This window comes from Xenophilus azovorans DSM 13620, from assembly GCF_000745855.1.
Lineage (GTDB): Bacteria > Pseudomonadota > Gammaproteobacteria > Burkholderiales > Burkholderiaceae_C > Xenophilus > Xenophilus azovorans.
In genome coordinates, this window is record NZ_JQKD01000076.1 from 1 (window position 1) to 15,744 (window position 15,744).

At 69.7% G+C, this 15,744-nt stretch carries 14 protein-coding genes and 1 tRNA gene; 11 read left to right on the forward strand and 4 right to left on the reverse strand.

The annotated features are described in order from the left end of the window. The 3 genes from Q392_RS24540 to Q392_RS24550 form a co-directional block, all read right to left on the reverse strand. The coding region (locus Q392_RS24540) for a TonB-dependent receptor family protein (protein ID WP_084217381.1) at positions 1 to 2,160 on the reverse strand (2,160 nt) is incomplete at its 3' end. Beyond that, positions 2,123 to 3,301 (reverse strand): CaiB/BaiF CoA transferase family protein, encoded by a 1,179-nt coding sequence (locus Q392_RS24545; RefSeq protein WP_281173452.1) that lies wholly within the window; start codon positions 3,299 to 3,301, stop codon positions 2,123 to 2,125. The genes Q392_RS24545 and Q392_RS24540, both read right to left, overlap by 38 nt. Further along, positions 3,262 to 4,470, reverse strand: coding sequence for an ABC transporter substrate-binding protein (locus tag Q392_RS24550; RefSeq protein WP_038214115.1), 1,209 nt, complete (start codon positions 4,468 to 4,470; stop codon positions 3,262 to 3,264). Before Q392_RS24550 ends, Q392_RS24545 begins: the two co-directional genes overlap by 40 nt. A gap of 291 nt (positions 4,471 to 4,761) precedes the next feature. On the opposite strand from Q392_RS24550, the gene Q392_RS24555 reads away from it, so the two are divergent. The 9 genes from Q392_RS24555 (at position 4,762) to Q392_RS24595 (ending at position 13,903) form a co-directional block, all read left to right on the forward strand. Next, entirely contained in the window at positions 4,762 to 6,330 is a 1,569-nt protein-coding gene (locus tag Q392_RS24555; protein WP_051953927.1) for an AMP-binding protein, read from the forward strand. 17 nt (positions 6,331 to 6,347) lie between these two features. Continuing rightward, complete coding sequence (locus Q392_RS24560) at positions 6,348 to 7,121, forward strand: ABC transporter ATP-binding protein (protein WP_038214117.1); 774 nt, start codon at positions 6,348 to 6,350, stop codon at positions 7,119 to 7,121. Next, positions 7,118 to 7,840, forward strand: a complete 723-nt coding sequence (locus Q392_RS24565) for an ABC transporter ATP-binding protein (RefSeq protein ID WP_038214121.1) — start codon at positions 7,118 to 7,120, stop codon at positions 7,838 to 7,840. The genes Q392_RS24560 and Q392_RS24565 overlap by 4 nt, the downstream gene beginning before the upstream one ends. A gap of 38 nt (positions 7,841 to 7,878) precedes the next feature. After that, positions 7,879 to 8,751, forward strand: coding sequence for a branched-chain amino acid ABC transporter permease (locus Q392_RS24570; protein WP_038214124.1), 873 nt, complete (start codon positions 7,879 to 7,881; stop codon positions 8,749 to 8,751). 4 nt (positions 8,752 to 8,755) lie between these two features. Then, positions 8,756 to 9,742 carry a branched-chain amino acid ABC transporter permease gene (locus tag Q392_RS24575; RefSeq protein ID WP_038214135.1) on the forward strand — a complete coding sequence of 329 codons (987 nt, stop codon included), beginning with the start codon at positions 8,756 to 8,758 and terminating at the stop codon, positions 9,740 to 9,742. A 42-nt stretch (positions 9,743 to 9,784) separates the two neighbouring features. Continuing rightward, positions 9,785 to 10,606, forward strand: coding sequence for an AraC family transcriptional regulator (locus tag Q392_RS24580; protein WP_051953928.1), 822 nt, complete (start codon positions 9,785 to 9,787; stop codon positions 10,604 to 10,606). A 111-nt stretch (positions 10,607 to 10,717) separates the two neighbouring features. Then, a complete protein-coding gene (locus Q392_RS24585) occupies positions 10,718 to 11,752 on the forward strand; it encodes a glutathione S-transferase family protein (protein ID WP_038214141.1) in 1,035 nt (344 codons plus the stop codon). Then, the gene (locus Q392_RS24590; RefSeq protein WP_051953929.1) at positions 11,749 to 12,480 is read left to right on the forward strand and encodes a glutathione S-transferase N-terminal domain-containing protein; all 732 of its coding nucleotides are present in this window, start codon (positions 11,749 to 11,751) and stop codon (positions 12,478 to 12,480) included. Before Q392_RS24585 ends, Q392_RS24590 begins: the two co-directional genes overlap by 4 nt. Before the next feature lies 1 nt (position 12,481). Further along, complete coding sequence (locus Q392_RS24595; protein WP_038214142.1) at positions 12,482 to 13,903, forward strand: dihydrolipoyl dehydrogenase; 1,422 nt, start codon at positions 12,482 to 12,484, stop codon at positions 13,901 to 13,903. 251 nt (positions 13,904 to 14,154) lie between these two features. Here the strand turns inward: Q392_RS24595 and Q392_RS24600 are convergent, their stop codons facing one another. Next, positions 14,155 to 14,532 (reverse strand): hypothetical protein, encoded by a 378-nt coding sequence (locus Q392_RS24600; RefSeq protein WP_038214144.1) that lies wholly within the window; start codon positions 14,530 to 14,532, stop codon positions 14,155 to 14,157. A 756-nt stretch (positions 14,533 to 15,288) separates the two neighbouring features. On the opposite strand from Q392_RS24600, the gene Q392_RS24605 reads away from it, so the two are divergent. After that, positions 15,289 to 15,365: transfer RNA gene (locus tag Q392_RS24605), tRNA-Leu, on the forward strand. A gap of 129 nt (positions 15,366 to 15,494) precedes the next feature. Beyond that, positions 15,495 to 15,744 (forward strand): helix-turn-helix domain-containing protein (locus tag Q392_RS32295; RefSeq protein WP_157008083.1); only part of this gene is annotated, 250 nt, incomplete at its 3' end.

Below are 15,744 nucleotides of genomic sequence, written 5' to 3' on the forward strand. Positions count from 1 at the left end.
CGTCCAGCTGCGCCCGGGCGCCGGCTCGAAATAGCGCGCGTTGCCCTCGTTGACGATGACCGAGCCGGCGTAGCGCCGCCCGGCCAGGTTGTCCACGCGCGCGAAGGCGTTGAACTCCCACCGCTCCCACTGCTGCACGTAGCCCGCGTACAGCGAGGCCACCGCATAGCCCGGCGCGCTGGCGGTGTTGCGGTCGTTGGCCTGCACGCGGCCCAGCGCGCGCAGCTCCGCCCCCGCGCGCCAGCCCTGCGGCGGCACCCAGCCGACGCTGGCATAGAAGGACTGCCGCGCGATACCGGGTATGCGGTTGCCCGCCGCCACGAGATTGCCGCTGCCGCAGGGCGAGGGCGAGCAGAAGGCATCCCGGTAGCGCGCATCCAGCCAGGTCAGCGCCACCTGCGTGCGCCAGTGGTTCGCCGTCTCGTGCTGCCAGCCCAGTTCGAAGCCCCGGCGCCGCGTGTGGCCCGCGTTCTGGAAGGTGGAGCGCCCACCCGTGTTGGTGGCCGTCACGATCTCGTCCTTCGTGCGGGTGTGGAACAGCGCCGCCGTCAGCAGCCCGCCCGCGATACGCGCCTTGGCGCCCAGTTCCACGCTGTCGTTCACCGAGGGACGCAGCGCGAAGTTCAGGCCGCCCGTGCCGTCGGGCCGGTACGAGAGTTCGTTGAGCGTCGGCGTCTCGAAGCCGCGCCCTGCCGACAGGTACAGCGCCAGGTCGCGCGTGGGCTGCCAGCGCAGCGAGGCCACCGGCAAGGTGCGGGCGTAGCGCGCCCGGCCGCTGTCGTCGCCGTTGCGGCCGATCACGTACAGGTCGCGCGAGTCGAAGCGCACCCGGCTGCGGCGCACGCCGGCCTCCAGCGTCCACTGTTCGGCCAGGCGCCAGGTGGCCTGCGCGTAGGGGTCGAGGTTGGACACGCTGTTGTGCTCCAGCCGCCGCAGCCGTCCGCGCACGCCCAGCAGCGGCGCGGCCGCCGGGCCGAGGTAGTTCTCGTAGCCGCTGCGCCGCTCGCTCAGGCTGTCGTAGCCCAGGCCCGCGACCAGTTCGAAGGGGCGCCCGGCCAGATCGAAGCCGCCCTGCCAACGCACGTCCAGCCCGCTGTAGTTGCGGTGCAGGTCGATCACGCCGCCGGCGTGCAGCGGGTTCTGCTGCGCCGAGGGCGGGATGGACTGGAACTGCACGGTGTCGCGCTGGCCGCCGTAGAGCATCACGCGTAGCTGCTGGCGCTGGTCGAGGCGGTGCTCCCACAAGAGGCCGGCCTGGCTCTGCAGCACGCTCTTGCGGGTGTCGTACTGCGTGGCCAGCGGCGCGGCGCGCGGGGCGGTGGCGAACTGCTGGGCCGTCAGCCCCAGCGGGTCCTGCGCGTCGATGCGCACGCGGTTGAACACCAGCGTCAGGCGGTCGCCGTTGTCCAGGGCGATGCCCAGCCGGCCGTTGAGCAGGTCGCGCGTGGCGGCGCTGTGCTCGCGCCAGCCGTCGGTGTGGAAGCGGCTGGCGCTGAAGAGGTAGTCGACCCGGCCCTGCGAGCCGCTGGCCTGCAGGCCCTGGCGCCAGGTGCCGAAGCTGCCGCCGGCGGCTGAATAGGCCAGCCGCGGCGGGCCCTCGCCGCGGGCGGTGAAGGCCTGCACCACGCCGCCGGAGGAGTTGCCGTACAGGGCAGAGAAGGGCCCGCGCAGGATCTCCACGCGGTCCAGCGAGGCGATGTCGATGTTGGAGGTCTGGCCCTGCCCGTCGGGCAGCGTGGCGGGGATGCCGTCCACGTACAGGCGCACGCCGCGCACGCCGAAAGTGGAGCGCGCGCCGAAGCCGCGGATGGACAGCTGCAGGTCCTGCGCGAAGTTGTAGCGGTTCTGCAGCTGCAGGCCGGGCACGCCCGCCAGGCCTTCGCTCAGCTGCGCCTGCAGGCGGCCCTCGCGGATGTCCGCGCCCTCCACCCGGTCCACCGAGCCGGCCGCCTCGAAGGGCACGACCTCGCCGCGCGGGGTGCTGACAGTGACGGCGGGCAATGCCGGCTGAAGATCCTGCGGCGCCGCCGGGCCGTGCTGCCCTTGTGCCGCCAGTGGCGGGGGACAGAGCGCCAGAAGGGCCAGTGCCACCGGCGACTGCTTGAACGCTTCCCTTGCGTATTCAATCCTGGAGCGGGACGCCCCACCATGCAAGCACATCATCCATGCCCTCCTCGTCGTCGACACCCGCTCCGCTTCGGATGCATCCCGGCGTGCGGGAGAACCGCGGTGCAGGGCCCGGCTGCAGCCGCCCTCCCACGACGGCATGCGTTCCCCGAGCCCGCAGCCCGGGATGTTCCACGGCCTCGGCAAGGTCGAGCACGGGCGTGATGCACAGGTCGACCTCCGCAAGCCGTCCGGCCCAGGCCGCCTGGTCGTGCTCGGCCACGCGCCTTGCGATCGCGTCGCGCAGGCGAGGCCACGCCGCACGATCGAACTGGCTGTGGGCGAACGCCTCATCCAGCCCGAGGAAGTCGAGCATGCCCGCGAAGAACCTGGGCTCGACGCAGCCCAGCGCCAGGTAGCGTCCATCGGCGGTCGCATAACAGTCGTACCAGGGCGCGCCTCCGTCCAACAGGTTCGTGCCTCGCTCCCTTTCCCACGCTCCGGCGGCGCGGAAACTCATCAGGCTGGACAGCAGCGACGTCACGCCGTCGACCATGGCGACGTCCAGCACCTGCCCCCTGCCCGATGCTCGCGTCTCGTACAAGGCCGCGGCCACGCCGAAGGCGGCCAGCATGCCGCCGCCGCCGAAATCCGCCACCATGTTCAGCGGCGGAGCGGGCGGCTCGCCCGGCCTGCCCAGCGCCGCCAGGGCGCCCGTGGCCGCCAGGAAGTTGATGTCGTGGCCGGCGCGAGTGGCCATCGGGCCGTCCTGGCCCCAGCCGGTGACCCGCGCGTAGATCAGCCGCGGGTTCAGCGGCAGGAGATCGCCCGGACCGATGCCCAGGCGTTCCGCGGTTCCCGGCCGGAACCCTTCCAGGAGCACGTCCGAGCGCTGCGCGAGCCGCCGCGCGATGCGCCGCCCGCCTTCCGTCTTGAGATCGAGTGCCAGGCGACGGCGGTTGCGCAGGAGGACGTCGTCACGCGGCGACAGCCCGAGCGCATTCGGCGCCGCGTCCCACCCCGCGGGGCGTTCGATCCGCAACACCCGCGCGCCCATGTCCGCCAGGAACATGGCGCAGAACGGCACCGGCCCGCTGGCCTCCAGTTCCAGCACCCGTACGCCGGACAAGGGACCGGGGAGGCAGGCCTCCCCGCTCAAGCACTCCCTCCCTTGACGGAGCCGAAGGACTGCCACGACCTGCCGTCGAAGCGGATCAGGTAGAGCTGCCGGATCGGGAGGTGCTGCGTGGGGCTGGTGTTGAGGGTGATCCCCGGCATCAGCATCGGCAGTTCGATGCCCCGCAGCGTCTCGGCGGCCTGCCGGATCGCCTCGCGGCTGAAGTCGCTGCCGCAGCGCTTGAGCACCTCGACCAGGGTCTGGGCCGAGAGGTAGCCGTAGACATTGAAGATGTCGGTTTTGTCGCCGTCGGGAAGGTACCGGTTCATCCATTCGAGCCAGGCGAGATAGCCGGGATCCTTGTGCCAGCGCGGGTCGTTGGGGTCCTTCTGGAACTGTGTCGAGACGATGTCCTTCGCGTTGTCCAGGCCGCCGGGCGTGAGCACCGCGGCCACCGAGCTGGAATAGTTGCTCAGGATCTGGAGCGGCTTCCAGCGCAGGTCCGCCGCCTTGCGGATGGCCTGCGCCGCGAACTTGCCGGCCGCGGCATTGAAGAAGACGTCGACGCCGGCCTCGCGCAGGCTGATGACCTGCGAGTCGACGGTGGCGTCGGTGGTCTCGTAGCTGACTTCCTTGACGATCATCTTGCCGGCCGCCGCGCCGAGTCCTTCTCGAAGGCCACGCAGGTTGTCTTTGCCGACGTCGTCGTTCTGGTAGAGGATGCCGATCCTTCCCTGCGGGCGCTCGGCCAGCACGAACTCGGCATAGATCCGCATTTCGGTGTTGTAGTTGGGCTGCCATCCGAAGGTCCACGGCGAGCCTTTCGGATCGTTCCACTGGTCGGCCCCGCCCGTCGGGAAGAGGTGGGGCACCTTCTGCGCGTTCAGGTACTTGCGGATCACCGCGTTGGTGGGCGTGCCGAAGGTGCCGAAGATCGCGGCGACCTGCTCGCGCTCCACCAGCCGGCGGGTCTGCTCGACCGTCTTCGGGGGGCTGTAGGCGTCGTCGAGCGACAGGAGCCTGAGCTTGCGCCCGCCGACGCCGCCGTCGTCGTTGACCTTGTGGAAGTAGGCCGCCTCCGCGCGCCCGATCACGCTGTACGAGGAGGCCGGCCCGCTGTAGGGCATGGTCTGGCCGACCACGATCTCCGCGGTCGGGCCACTGCGCGCGGGCAATGCGAGCGTCGCTGCGCCGGCGGCGCCGGCAGCGAGCAGGGTGCGCCTGGAGGGCGCATACGGGGTCGCCATGTCGTGTCTCCTTGTCTCCGTCGAGCGGCTCCGGCAGCCGTCGCACGTGGCACGTCGGTATCCGGGCCGCGGCCAGTCTAGGCAGCCTGTCAGCGGCGCCAGACGGCGTTCGAGCCAACCGGTATCGCGAAAAAGCCAACCCTGCGGCACCGCAACCCGACGGCCCGGACTTGTCCGTTGCGCGGGATCGAACGGCGCGGCAGCGATAGCGCCGCGCGGTGGCCTCCGTATCGTGGCGGGCATGGCAGCGGCGCGAGGTGACGCCGCCGTCCGCAGACCCAGAGGAGACCCATGATCGATCGCCATCTTCACGACAGCGTCAGCTATTCCGACATCGTCGAGCTGTCGCTGCGCCAACACCCCGAGCGGCCGGCGCTCGTCCAGGACGGCCGCTGCCTGAGCTACGGCGAGCTGCGCGCCGCCGTGCGCGACATGCAGGACCGCCTGCTCAGCGCCGGCCTGGCGCGCTCGGACGGCATCGCGCAGCTGTCGAGCAACCGCATCGAGGCGGTCATCGTCCAGCTCGCCGCCTTCGGCCTGGGACTGCGCTACACGCCGCTGCATCCCATGGGGTCGATCGACGACCACGCCTACATCGTGCAGGACGCGGAAGTCTCCGCGCTGGTGGTCGAGCCGCGGCAGTTCGCGGACCACGGCAGGGAGATCGCACAGCGCGCACCGGGGCTGCAGCACCTGTGGTCCCACGGGCCCTCGGCGTTCGGATCGGACGTCTTCGCGCTGCCGACAACCGGCGCGCTGGAACGGCTCAAGGCCAAGCCGCACCCCGAGGACGTCGTCGCGCTGCTCTACACGGGCGGCACCAGCGGGCGATCGAAGGGCGTGACGCTGACCAACCGCTCGATGGTCATGAACGTCCTGCTCACGCTGTCGGGCTGGGAGTGGCCGGCCGAGATCCGCTTCCTCTGCAGCACGCCGATCACGCACGCGACCGGCTGCATGCTGGTGCCGATCCTGGCGCGCGGCGGGACCATCCACCTGCACGCCGGTTTCGACGCGCCGCGCTTCCTGAAGGAGATCGAGCGATCGCGGATCAACAGCACCTTCCTCGTGCCCACCATGATCTATCTCCTGACCGACGCGCAGCGCGGCTGCCCGGCCGACACCTCGTCGCTCGAGACGGTGATCTACGGCGGTGCCCCCATCTCGCCCGCCCGGCTGAAGGAGGCGATCGCCCTGTTCGGCCCGGTGTTCATGCAGATCTACTCGCAGTCCGAAGCACCGAACTGCGCCACGGTGCTGCGCAAAGACGAGCACCAGGACGGCGCCGATGGGCGGCATGCGTCATGCGGGCGGCCGATCCCCGGCATCGGCGTGGCACTGCTCGACACGGCCAACCAACCGGTCAGGCGCGGCGAGATCGGCGAGATCTGCCTGCGCGGCCCGTCGCTGATGCAGGGCTACTGGAACAAGCCGGAGGAAACGGCCGAGGCCCTGCGCGGCGGCTGGCTGCACACCGGCGACCTGGCGCGAGAGGACGAGGAAGGCTTCCTGCACATCGTCGATCGCCGCAAGGAGATGATCGTCACCGGTGGCTTCAACGTCTATCCGCGCGAGGTCGAGGACGTGATCACCGCGCATCCGGCGGTCGACGCCGCGGCGGTGATCGGCGTGCCCGACGAGAAGTGGGGCGAGGCCGTCAAGGCAGTGGTGGTGGTGCGCGACGGGGCCGTGCTGACCGCCGCCGAGATCATGGGCTGGGTGCGCGAGCACAAGGGGGCGGTGGCAACGCCCAAGTCCATCGACTTCCTCGATGCGCTGCCGCTGACCTCGCTCGGCAAGCCCGACAAGAAGGTCCTGCGCGCCAAGTACTGGGCGGGGCAGGCCCGGCAGGTCAGCTGATCCGCAAGGACGATGCGATGGGCAGTGCATTGCTCTGCGTGCGCGATCTGACGCTGCGCTTCGGCGGTGTCCATGCGCTCGACAGCGTGTCCTTCGACGTGGAGGAGCACGCGATCTGCGGATTGATCGGGCCCAACGGCGCCGGCAAGAGTTCGCTGTTCAACTGCATCAGCCGCCTGTACGCGCCCAGCTCGGGAGAAATCCTCTGGCGCGGCCAGCCGATCGGCACGCTCGCGCGTCATCGCATCGCCGGCCTGGGGATCGGCCGCACCTTCCAGAACCTCGCGCTGTTCGGCGCCATGAGCGTGCTCGACAACGTGCGCGTCGGCAGCCATTGCCGCACGCAGGCCGGTCTCTGGGCCAGCCTGTTGCGCACCGGCGCGATGCGGCAGGAGGAGGCCGCGGTCGAGCGCAAGGCCATGGACCTGCTGCGCTTCGTCGGGCTGGAAGGGGTCGCCGGGTCGCGCGCCGACGCACTGCCCTTCGGCCTGCAAAAGCGCGTCGAACTCGCCCGGGCACTGGCGGCCGAACCCGCGCTCCTGCTGCTGGACGAACCGGCGGCGGGGCTCAATGCCGGCGAACTCGATGCGCTGGCCGCGCTGGTCAGGCGCATCCGGGAGACGCTGGGGACGACGGTGCTGGTGGTGGAGCACCACATGCGCTTCCTGATGGCGGTTTCCGACCACGTGGTGGTGCTGAACTTCGGCCGCAAGCTCGCCGAAGGGAGCCCCGCGCAGGTCCAGCGCGACCCCGCGGTGATCGAGGCCTACCTGGGGGCGCCGGCATCATGAGCGACGCGACCGTCATCGCCTCCGTGCGGGCGCTGCGTGCCTTCTATGGACGCACGCAGGCCCTTTTCGACGTCGAGTTCGACGTGGCCGCGGGCGGCGTCACCGCGCTGCTCGGCGCCAACGGGGCGGGCAAGACGACGACACTGCGCGCCCTGTCGGGCATGGTGCGGCGGCAGGGCCGCATCGAGCTGTGCGCCGTGGATGCCAGTCGCCTCGCCACCGAGGCGATCGCCCGCGCCGGCGTCGCACATGTCCCGGCGGACCGGGGCACCTTCGCGCCGCTGACCGTCGAGGAGAACCTGCTGCTCGGCGGCCACCTGCAGCGCAGCGCGCGCACGCGCGCGGCGGACATCGAGCGCATGTACAACTACTTCCCGCGGCTGAAGCAGCGCCGCGGGCAGCAGGCCGGCACGCTGTCCGGCGGCGAGCAGCAGATGCTGGCCATCGCCCGCGCGCTCATGTCCAGGCCGAAGCTGCTGATGCTCGACGAGCCCTCCTTCGGCCTGGCCCCGCTGGTCGTGCAGGAGGTCTACCGCAACCTGCAGACCATCCGGGCGAACGAAGGCTTGAGCATCCTGCTGGTCGAACAGAACGCCCACCTGGCCTTCGACATCGCGACCCACGTGTACCTGCTGGAGACCGGGCGCATCGTCGCCGGCGGGCCGCCGTCCGAGATGCGCTGCAACGCCCTCGTGCGCGAAGCCTACCTCGGGCAATGAGCACGGCCACGCTGCGAACCTATCCCAAAGGAGCACAGATGGATGCACTTCTTCACCAGATCGTGGCCGGCATCGCCATGGGCGGCGTGTACGGCGCCCTGGGGCTGGCGGCGGTGATCGTCTACCAGTCCACCCACCACCTCAACTTCGCGCAGGGCGAGATGGCGATGTTCTCCACCTACGTCGCCTGGATGCTGATCCAGGCCCGGGTGCCCGCCTGGATGGCCGTGGCGCTCACGATGGCGATCGCCTTCGTGCTCGGCCTGCTCGTCCAGCGCCTGGTCATCCACCGGGCGCGCTTCGCTCCCGCGTTGACCACGGTGCTGCTGTTCATCGCGCTGCTCGTGATCTTCAACAGCCTGGCGGGATGGCTGTTCGGATACACGGCGCGCGCCTTCCCGAGCCCCTTCGGGCCGGGGCGCGCATTCGGCAGCACGCTGTTCTCGCGCCACGAACTGGGCTCCATCGCCGTCACCCTGGCCCTGGTTGCCCTGCTGTACGCCTTCTTCAACTTCACCCGGCTGGGGCTCGCGATGCGCGCGACGGCCCACAACCCCACCTCCGCCCGGCTGGTCGGCATCCGCGTGGAGTGGATGTTCGCGGTGGGCTGGGGGATGGCCGCCGCCATCGGGTCGATCGCGGGAATCCTGGTGGCGCCGGTGGTCTATCTCGACCCCGGAATGATGTCGGGCGTGCTGATCTACGGCTTCGCCGCCGCCCTGCTCGGCGGCCTCGACAACCCCTGGGGCGCGATGGTGGGCGGGATCCTGGTGGGCGTGCTCGAGAACGTGCTGGGCGCCTACGTGATCGGCACGGAACTGAAGCTGTCGGTCGCCCTGGCGCTCATCATCGGCGTGCTGCTGTTCAAGCCGTCGGGACTTTTCGGCCGCACCACGGTGTCGAGGGTCTGAAGCCATGGACGGCATGACCGACTCGCTGCCCGCCCGCCCCGCCGCCCCGCGCTTCGCATGGCGGCAGGCGCTGGCAGGCCTGGCCGTGGCCGCTGCGCTGGCGCTGCCTTTCGTGGTCCAGGGCTTCTACCTGTTCCAGGTCACGCTGGCGATGACCTACGCCATCGCGCTGCTGGGCCTGAACATCCTGGTGGGCTATTCGGGGCAGATCTCCCTGGGCCACGGCGCGTTCTTCGCCGTCGGCGCCTACACCGCCGCCATCCTGGCGGACGGCTTCGGCGCGCCACTGTGGGCCGGCGTGCCGGCCGCGGCCGCGCTGTGCTTCGTGATCGGGTTCGCGTTCGGGCTGCCTGCCCTCCGGCTCGAGGGCCACTACCTTGCCCTGGCCACCTTCGCCCTGGCCGTCGCGGTACCCCAGTTGCTGAAGTGGAAGGCCCTGGAGCACTGGACCGGCGGAGTGCAGGGCATCCTGCTGGCCAAGCCCGAGGCGCCGGCATGGATCCCGCTCTCGCAGGACCAATGGCTGTACCTGATGGTCCTGGCGGTGACGGCGATCGCGTTCGCGGCCGCCCGGAACTTTCTGGACGGACGCCTGGGCCGGGCGCTGGTGGCCATCCGGGAGCACTCGGTGGCCGCGACGGCGATGGGCGTGGACGTGGCGGGCGTCAAGACGCTCACCTTCGGCATCAGTGCGCTCTACACGGGCGCCGCCGGGGCGCTGAGCGCGGCCGTGGTGCAGTTCGTCTCGCCCGACACCTTCAACTTCTTCCTGTCCATCACGCTGGTCATCGGCGTGGTGGTCGGCGGGCTGGGACGCGTATCGGGCGCGCTCTACGGCGCCGCCTTCATCCAGTTCGTGCCGAACATCGTCGACCAGGTCTCGAAGTCCGCGACCTGGGCCATCTACGGCATGCTGCTGATCGTCGTGGTCTTCACGATGCCCCAGGGCATCAGCGGCCTTGTCGGCCGCCTGCTTCGCCGGCGCCCCTGAACCGGCCTGCCGGCATCGCGCGATCGGTCCGCACTGACTATCATGCACTCGACTTCGGTGCACGACGGAGACGCCATGGTGGACCACTTCGAACTTTCCGCGCACGCCATCGACGAGCTCGAGCTGGGCATGGCGCCGGCGCCGCTGGTCGGGCTGTCGATGGAAATACCGGCGGGCGCACGCATCGAGCAGCACCAGCATCGGCGCGGACAGCTCATGTTCTCCAGCTCGGGCGTGATGGTGATCGACACCTGCGGCGGCTCCTGGGTGGTGCCGCCGCAGCGTGCGGTGTGGGTGCCGCACGATGTGCCCCACACCTTCCATCCGGCCACCAACATCAGCCTGCGCAACCTGCTGATCCAGCCCGACATCACGGTGCCGCTGCCCGCGACGTGCACCTTCGTGCGGGTCAAGCCGCTCATGCGCGAACTGGTGCTGCGCGTGGTGGAGGACGCATCGACGTTCCGCTCGCCCGACCACCACCGCCGGGCGGTCGAGCTGCTGTTCGACGAGCTGGACGTGTGCGAGGCCGCGCCGCTGCTGCTGCCCCTGCCGCGCGACCCACGCATCCGCCGCATCTGCATCGCACTGCGCGAGAACCCCGCCGATCCGCGCACGCTGGAAGACTGGGCCGACATCGCCTGCGCCAGTGGACGCACGCTGACACGCCTGTTCCTCAAGGAGACGGGCGTGTCTTTCGCCCACTGGCGGCGGCAGGCGCGCCTCATGGCCGCCATGGTCCGCCTGGGCACGGGCGACTCGGTGACCAGCACCGCGCTCGATGTCGGCTACGAGAGCGCCAGCGCCTTCATCGACATGTTCCGGCGCACCGTCGGCCAGACGCCCGGCCAGTACTTCAACTGAGCCGCGCGGCGCGTCTGCTTCGCGCTATCGAATGACGCGCAAGAAGGAGCGCGCGATCGACTCGGTTTCTAGCATCGAAGCCTCATCAACCGAGCTTCGCTGGAGACCCTCATGTCAGACCGATACCGCCTGTACGGTGTTCTCGCCTCGCCCTACGCGGCCAAACTCCGGGCCTTGTTCCGCTACCGCCGGATCCCCTTCGACTGGGTGCCTGCGAGCTTCGACTGGGCGCCCGACTTTCAACTGGTTCGCCCCGAGCTGTCGAACGTGCAGCCGCGCATCATCCCCATCGTCCGGTACCCGCAGGACCAGAGCTACCACACCGACTCCACCTTCATCGCGCTCGACCTCGAGCAGCACGTGCCGGGAAGCCGCTCGGTGGTCCCGCCGGATCCGGGGCTCGCCTTCCTGTCCAACCTGATCGACGACTTCGGCGACGAGTGGGGGGTCAAGATCGCCTTCCAGTACCGCTGGGGCAACGAGCACGACCGCAACCTCACCAACCGCGCGGTGATGGCGGAACTACTGGGTGGCGGTGTGCCGCAGGCCACCATCTGCCACGCGGCCGAGCAGTTCCGCGACCGGCAGGTCTCGCGCATGCCGCTGGTGGGTGCCACGCCGCTGAACGCGCCGGCCATCGAGGCGAGCTATGCGCGCGTGCTCGACGCGCTCAGCGGATTGCGGGAGCGCCAGGCCTTCCTCTTCGGCGGCCGCCCGTCCCTGGGCGACTTCGGGCTGTTCGGCGCGCTCTTCACCTGCCGCAACGACCCCACGCCGGGGGAGATCATGCGGCAGCGCTCTCCGGGTACGCTGGACTGGATCTACGTGCTCGACGAGGCGTCCGGCGTCGAAGGCGACTGGATCGGCGAGCCGTCCGCCCTCCCGCAGTCCGTGACCGACCTGCTCGGCGTCGTCGGCGACTTCTACCTGCCGTTCCTGGAGGCCAACGCCGCCGCCTGCGGCAAGGGCGAGAAGATGGTCGAGCTGGAGCTTCTGGGCCTGCCCTACCGGCAGGGCACGTTCCGCTACCAGGCCAAGTGCCTCCACTGGCTGCGGGACCAGTGGCGCGCGCTGGACGCTGCGTCGAAGCGCCGCATCGCGCCGCTGCTGGAGGAAAGCGGATGCCTGCGGGTGCTGTCGGCATGACCGCGCCCGAGAGCCGCTGCGGGGTCGATCCGGCAGCACCGCTGGAGCTGTACTACTGGCCCACACCCAACGGCTGGAAGATATCGATCCTGCTCGAGGAACTGGGCGTGCCCTACCGTCTCATGAAGGTCGACATCCGAAAGGGCGAGCAGTTCGATGCCGGGTTCCTGCGCGTCAGTCCCAACAACCGCATCCCGGCGCTGGTGGACCACGCGCCGCTTGACGGACAAGGCCCCCTGGCGGTGTTCGAGTCGGGCGCGATCATGATCTACCTGGCCGACAAGCACGGCCGGCTGCTGCCGGCCGCGCCGCGTCAGCGCTCGATGGTGATCCAGTGGCTGATGTGGCAGATGTCGGGCTTCGGCCCCACCGCAGGCCAGGTCCATCACTTCAACGAGTACGCCGACGAGAAGGTGCCCTATGCGATCCGCCGGTTCAACGACGAGATCCACCGCCTCTATGGCGTACTGGACCGGCGACTGGAGAACCGCGAGTTCATCGCGGACGACTATTCGATCGCCGACATCGCCTGCTGGACGTGGGCCCGCCTGTGGCGCCACCACCGTGTCGACCTCGCATCATTCCCGGCGCTGGCACGCTGGCTCCAGGCGCTGACCGATCGGCCGGCCGTCAATCGCGGCTTCCGGCTCGCCAACGAGTGGCGCGAGGGGCGTCCGACCATGACGCCGGAAGCACGCGCCGTGCTGCTGGGACAGAGGGGGCGCTGACATGGTGGCGGAGATCGAAGCGGACGTCGCCGTCCTGGGCGGCGGCTCGGCCGGCATGGCCGCGTACCGCGCAGCCACCAAGGCGGGCGCGCGGACCGTGCTCATCGAGCACCGGGCGTTCGGCACGACCTGCGCGCGCGTGGGCTGCATGCCCAGCAAGCTGCTCATCGCGGCGGCCGAGGCGGCCCATGCACGGCAGGAGGGTGCCGGCTTCGGGCTGCCGGCGCCCGCACCGATCCGTTGGGGCGGCCTGGACGACGTGCTGGCAAGGGTGCGCCGTGAGCGCGACCGCTTCGTCGGCTTCGTGCTGCGGGACGTGGAAGCCTACCCGCCCGCCGACAGGCTTCTGGGCACGGTGCACATCGTCGACGACCACGCGATCGACATCAGGGCACCGGACACCACGAGGACGCGGGTGCGGGCAGCGCGGATCGTCATCGCCACGGGGTCGTCGCCCGTGATGCCGCCCGAACTGGCGCCCGTGCGCGGGCTGTGCCTGACGACCGACGAACTGTTCGAGCTGCCAGGCCTTCCGGCCAGCGCGGCCATCGTGGGCACCGGCGTGGTGGCCCTGGAGATGGGGCAGGCCCTCCACCGGCTGGGCGTGCGCGTCAGGCTGTTCGGGCGGGGAGGCCGGCTGGGCGTGCTCACCGATCCGGAACTGCTTCCGATCGCACTGGCGACCTTGCGCGCCGGGTTGCCCCTGGAACACGACCCGCTTGCGCGGTTCTCGCTGCATGCAGGGCAGGTGCACGTGGACTACCTCGACGCCCACGGAAGCGAAGCGGCGGAGGATTTCGACTGCGCCCTCGTCGCCGCCGGCCGCACACCCAACCTGCATCTGGCTGGCGCCGAGAACGCCTCCTGGCACACCGCGCTCCTCGACGTCGGCCGGACCCTCGATCGAAGCACCCTGCGCCTCGCCGGGACGCACGTCTTCGTCGCGGGCGACGCCACGGGGGGCGCGTCGATCCAGCACGAAGCGGTGGACGACGGCCGCATCGCAGGACGCAATGCCGCGACGTTCCCGTCGGTCCAGGCGGGCCTGCGCCGCGCCCCCTTGAGCATCGCATTCACATCGCCCCAGATGGCATCGGTCGGCGGCGGATGGCAGCATGCCTCGCGAAGGGAGAGCGCCGTGGACGCCGGCCAGGCCTCGTTCGAGAACCAGGGGCGCAGCCGCGTGATGCTCCGCAACCAAGGCGCCCTGCGCGTCTATGCCGATGCAAAGGGGCAGTTTCTCGGTGCGGAGATGCTGGGACCGGACGCCGAGCACCTCGGGCAACTCATGGCCTGGGCACTACAGGCAAGGATGACCATTGACCAGATGCTGTCCATGCCCTACTACCACCCCACTGTGAGCGAAGCGCTCCGGACAGCGCTTCAGGACCTGAAGGCGCGCAGGCAGGAGACGCCAGCCTAGCATCGTCGAACCCTCCGCGGAGAGCCGCCACCTTCTCTGACCTGTTGCATCCACGTTCGCATCCTTGTGGGAAAAGTGCGTCGCACGGGCTCGCGCGATCCGCGCCCCTGATCGCCCGGCGAGCCTGCTCAGCGCCTCCCGGCAATCGGCAATCGAAGGCCGACATTCGAACCATGCCGCCCGGCTCGTTGCCACGACGGCAAACTGCTGGTTCCGGCCCCGCATACAAGGCGCTTGGCAGCAACGGGTGTTCAGGCGCTTCCCGGAAGGAACGGCTCCCGGATCCGCCGGCTCAGCTCCCGCTTCCCCTTGGCATTGGCCGACCGCCAGGCCTGTCGTGCGGCGGCGATGAACCGCTCCTCCGCCGGATCGGGCGCGTCCGTGACCAGATCTTCCCGGTCGAGCCAGCCTGCGTCGACGCCGCAGTGCCGCTCGATCTGCCGCGCCAGTGTGTCGCCGATCGGCCTGGCGCTCTTGATCTGGCTCCACATGCTGGGCGAGATCTCCAGCTTCTTCGCGAAGGCCTGGTCCAGCCCCTTGGCCGGCAGGCCCGCGGCGATGGCCTCCTCCAGGAAGCGCCGGTGGAGAAGCAGCGCATTGCGGCGGCGCGTGACGGTGGGGTGGAGCACTGTGCGAAAACGACAACGAGGCAAAAAAAGATTGTCGGCCCCGTTGACGCGACAGTAAAGACTATTTACATTGCAACCTCCATCGCGGCCTCGGCCGCACACATTTCAACCGCATTGGCATCCCCAGGACCCATCGTGAAAAGCGCACTGACCTTCACCAGCATTCGACCTGCATCGGGCCGGGCGCTCGTGCGCGTCGCGTTTGGCGGCGTCCTCAGCAACCAGCCGATGTGCCATCTGCACCCGAGCCCTGCGCACACCCTGCAAGCGACCTTGTGGGTTGGCGCGTACGAGGATCAGGTGCTGCCGGGTAGAGGGAGCGCGTAGACGCGCGCACCTCCCAAGCTCTCTTCTGCAGAGGCCCGGACACCGCAAGGTTCCGGGCCTTTTTGTTTTCAACCCGAGCGGCGTGCCGCTCCAACCCTGCAGCGCCATGCGTCGTCCTGGCCTGCCCGTGCGGTGATCGTGCCGCGCGGCGCCGCAGCGCCTGCTGCGGTGGTGTTCATTAACAACCTGCCGCGGGGCATGGCTGGCCACTGGACCGGCCCATCGTCCCGCATCGCGCGGACCCTGGGCCTCGGCCCGGCACCCGCGCCATTTCGGGTGTGTCTTCACCCCACCGCCAGAGATCAGCCGCGTGGACGGTCTGGCGGGATGTGCAGGAACGTGGACCACTCCTGTGCAGCGATGTCGGCGGAGCCGCGCGCCTGGCGCGCGGCTCATCGCGTGAGGGCACAACCGAAATGGACCTTTCAAGCCCCGGTGACGGAACTGGCATACGTGTCCGCCTTAGAAGCGGAATTCTGGGAGTTCGACTCTCCCCTGGGGCACCAGTTTTTTCTCTGGGTGTAATGTCTGTTGATTTCCATCCAGAACTGACCCACTTGGCCCGGTAATTTCCATCCAAATCTGACCCACGTAAGAACCCTAACCTGCTGCTTTTGGTGGCAGGAGCAATAGGAGTGATTGACGTGGCGACACTGAGTGTCATCAGACGTTGGGCCTTGCGCGAGCAACTGTCCATCCGCGAGATAGCCCGGCGCACGGGCCTGTCTCGCAATACCATCAAGAAGTATCTGCGCGCGGAGGCGGCCGAGCCGCGCTATGCCAAGCGTGTGAGTCCGAGCAAGCTTGACCCCTATGCCGAGAAGCTCTCGGCCTGGCTCAAGAGCGAAGCATCCAGGTCTCGCAAGCAGCGGCGCACCCTCAAGC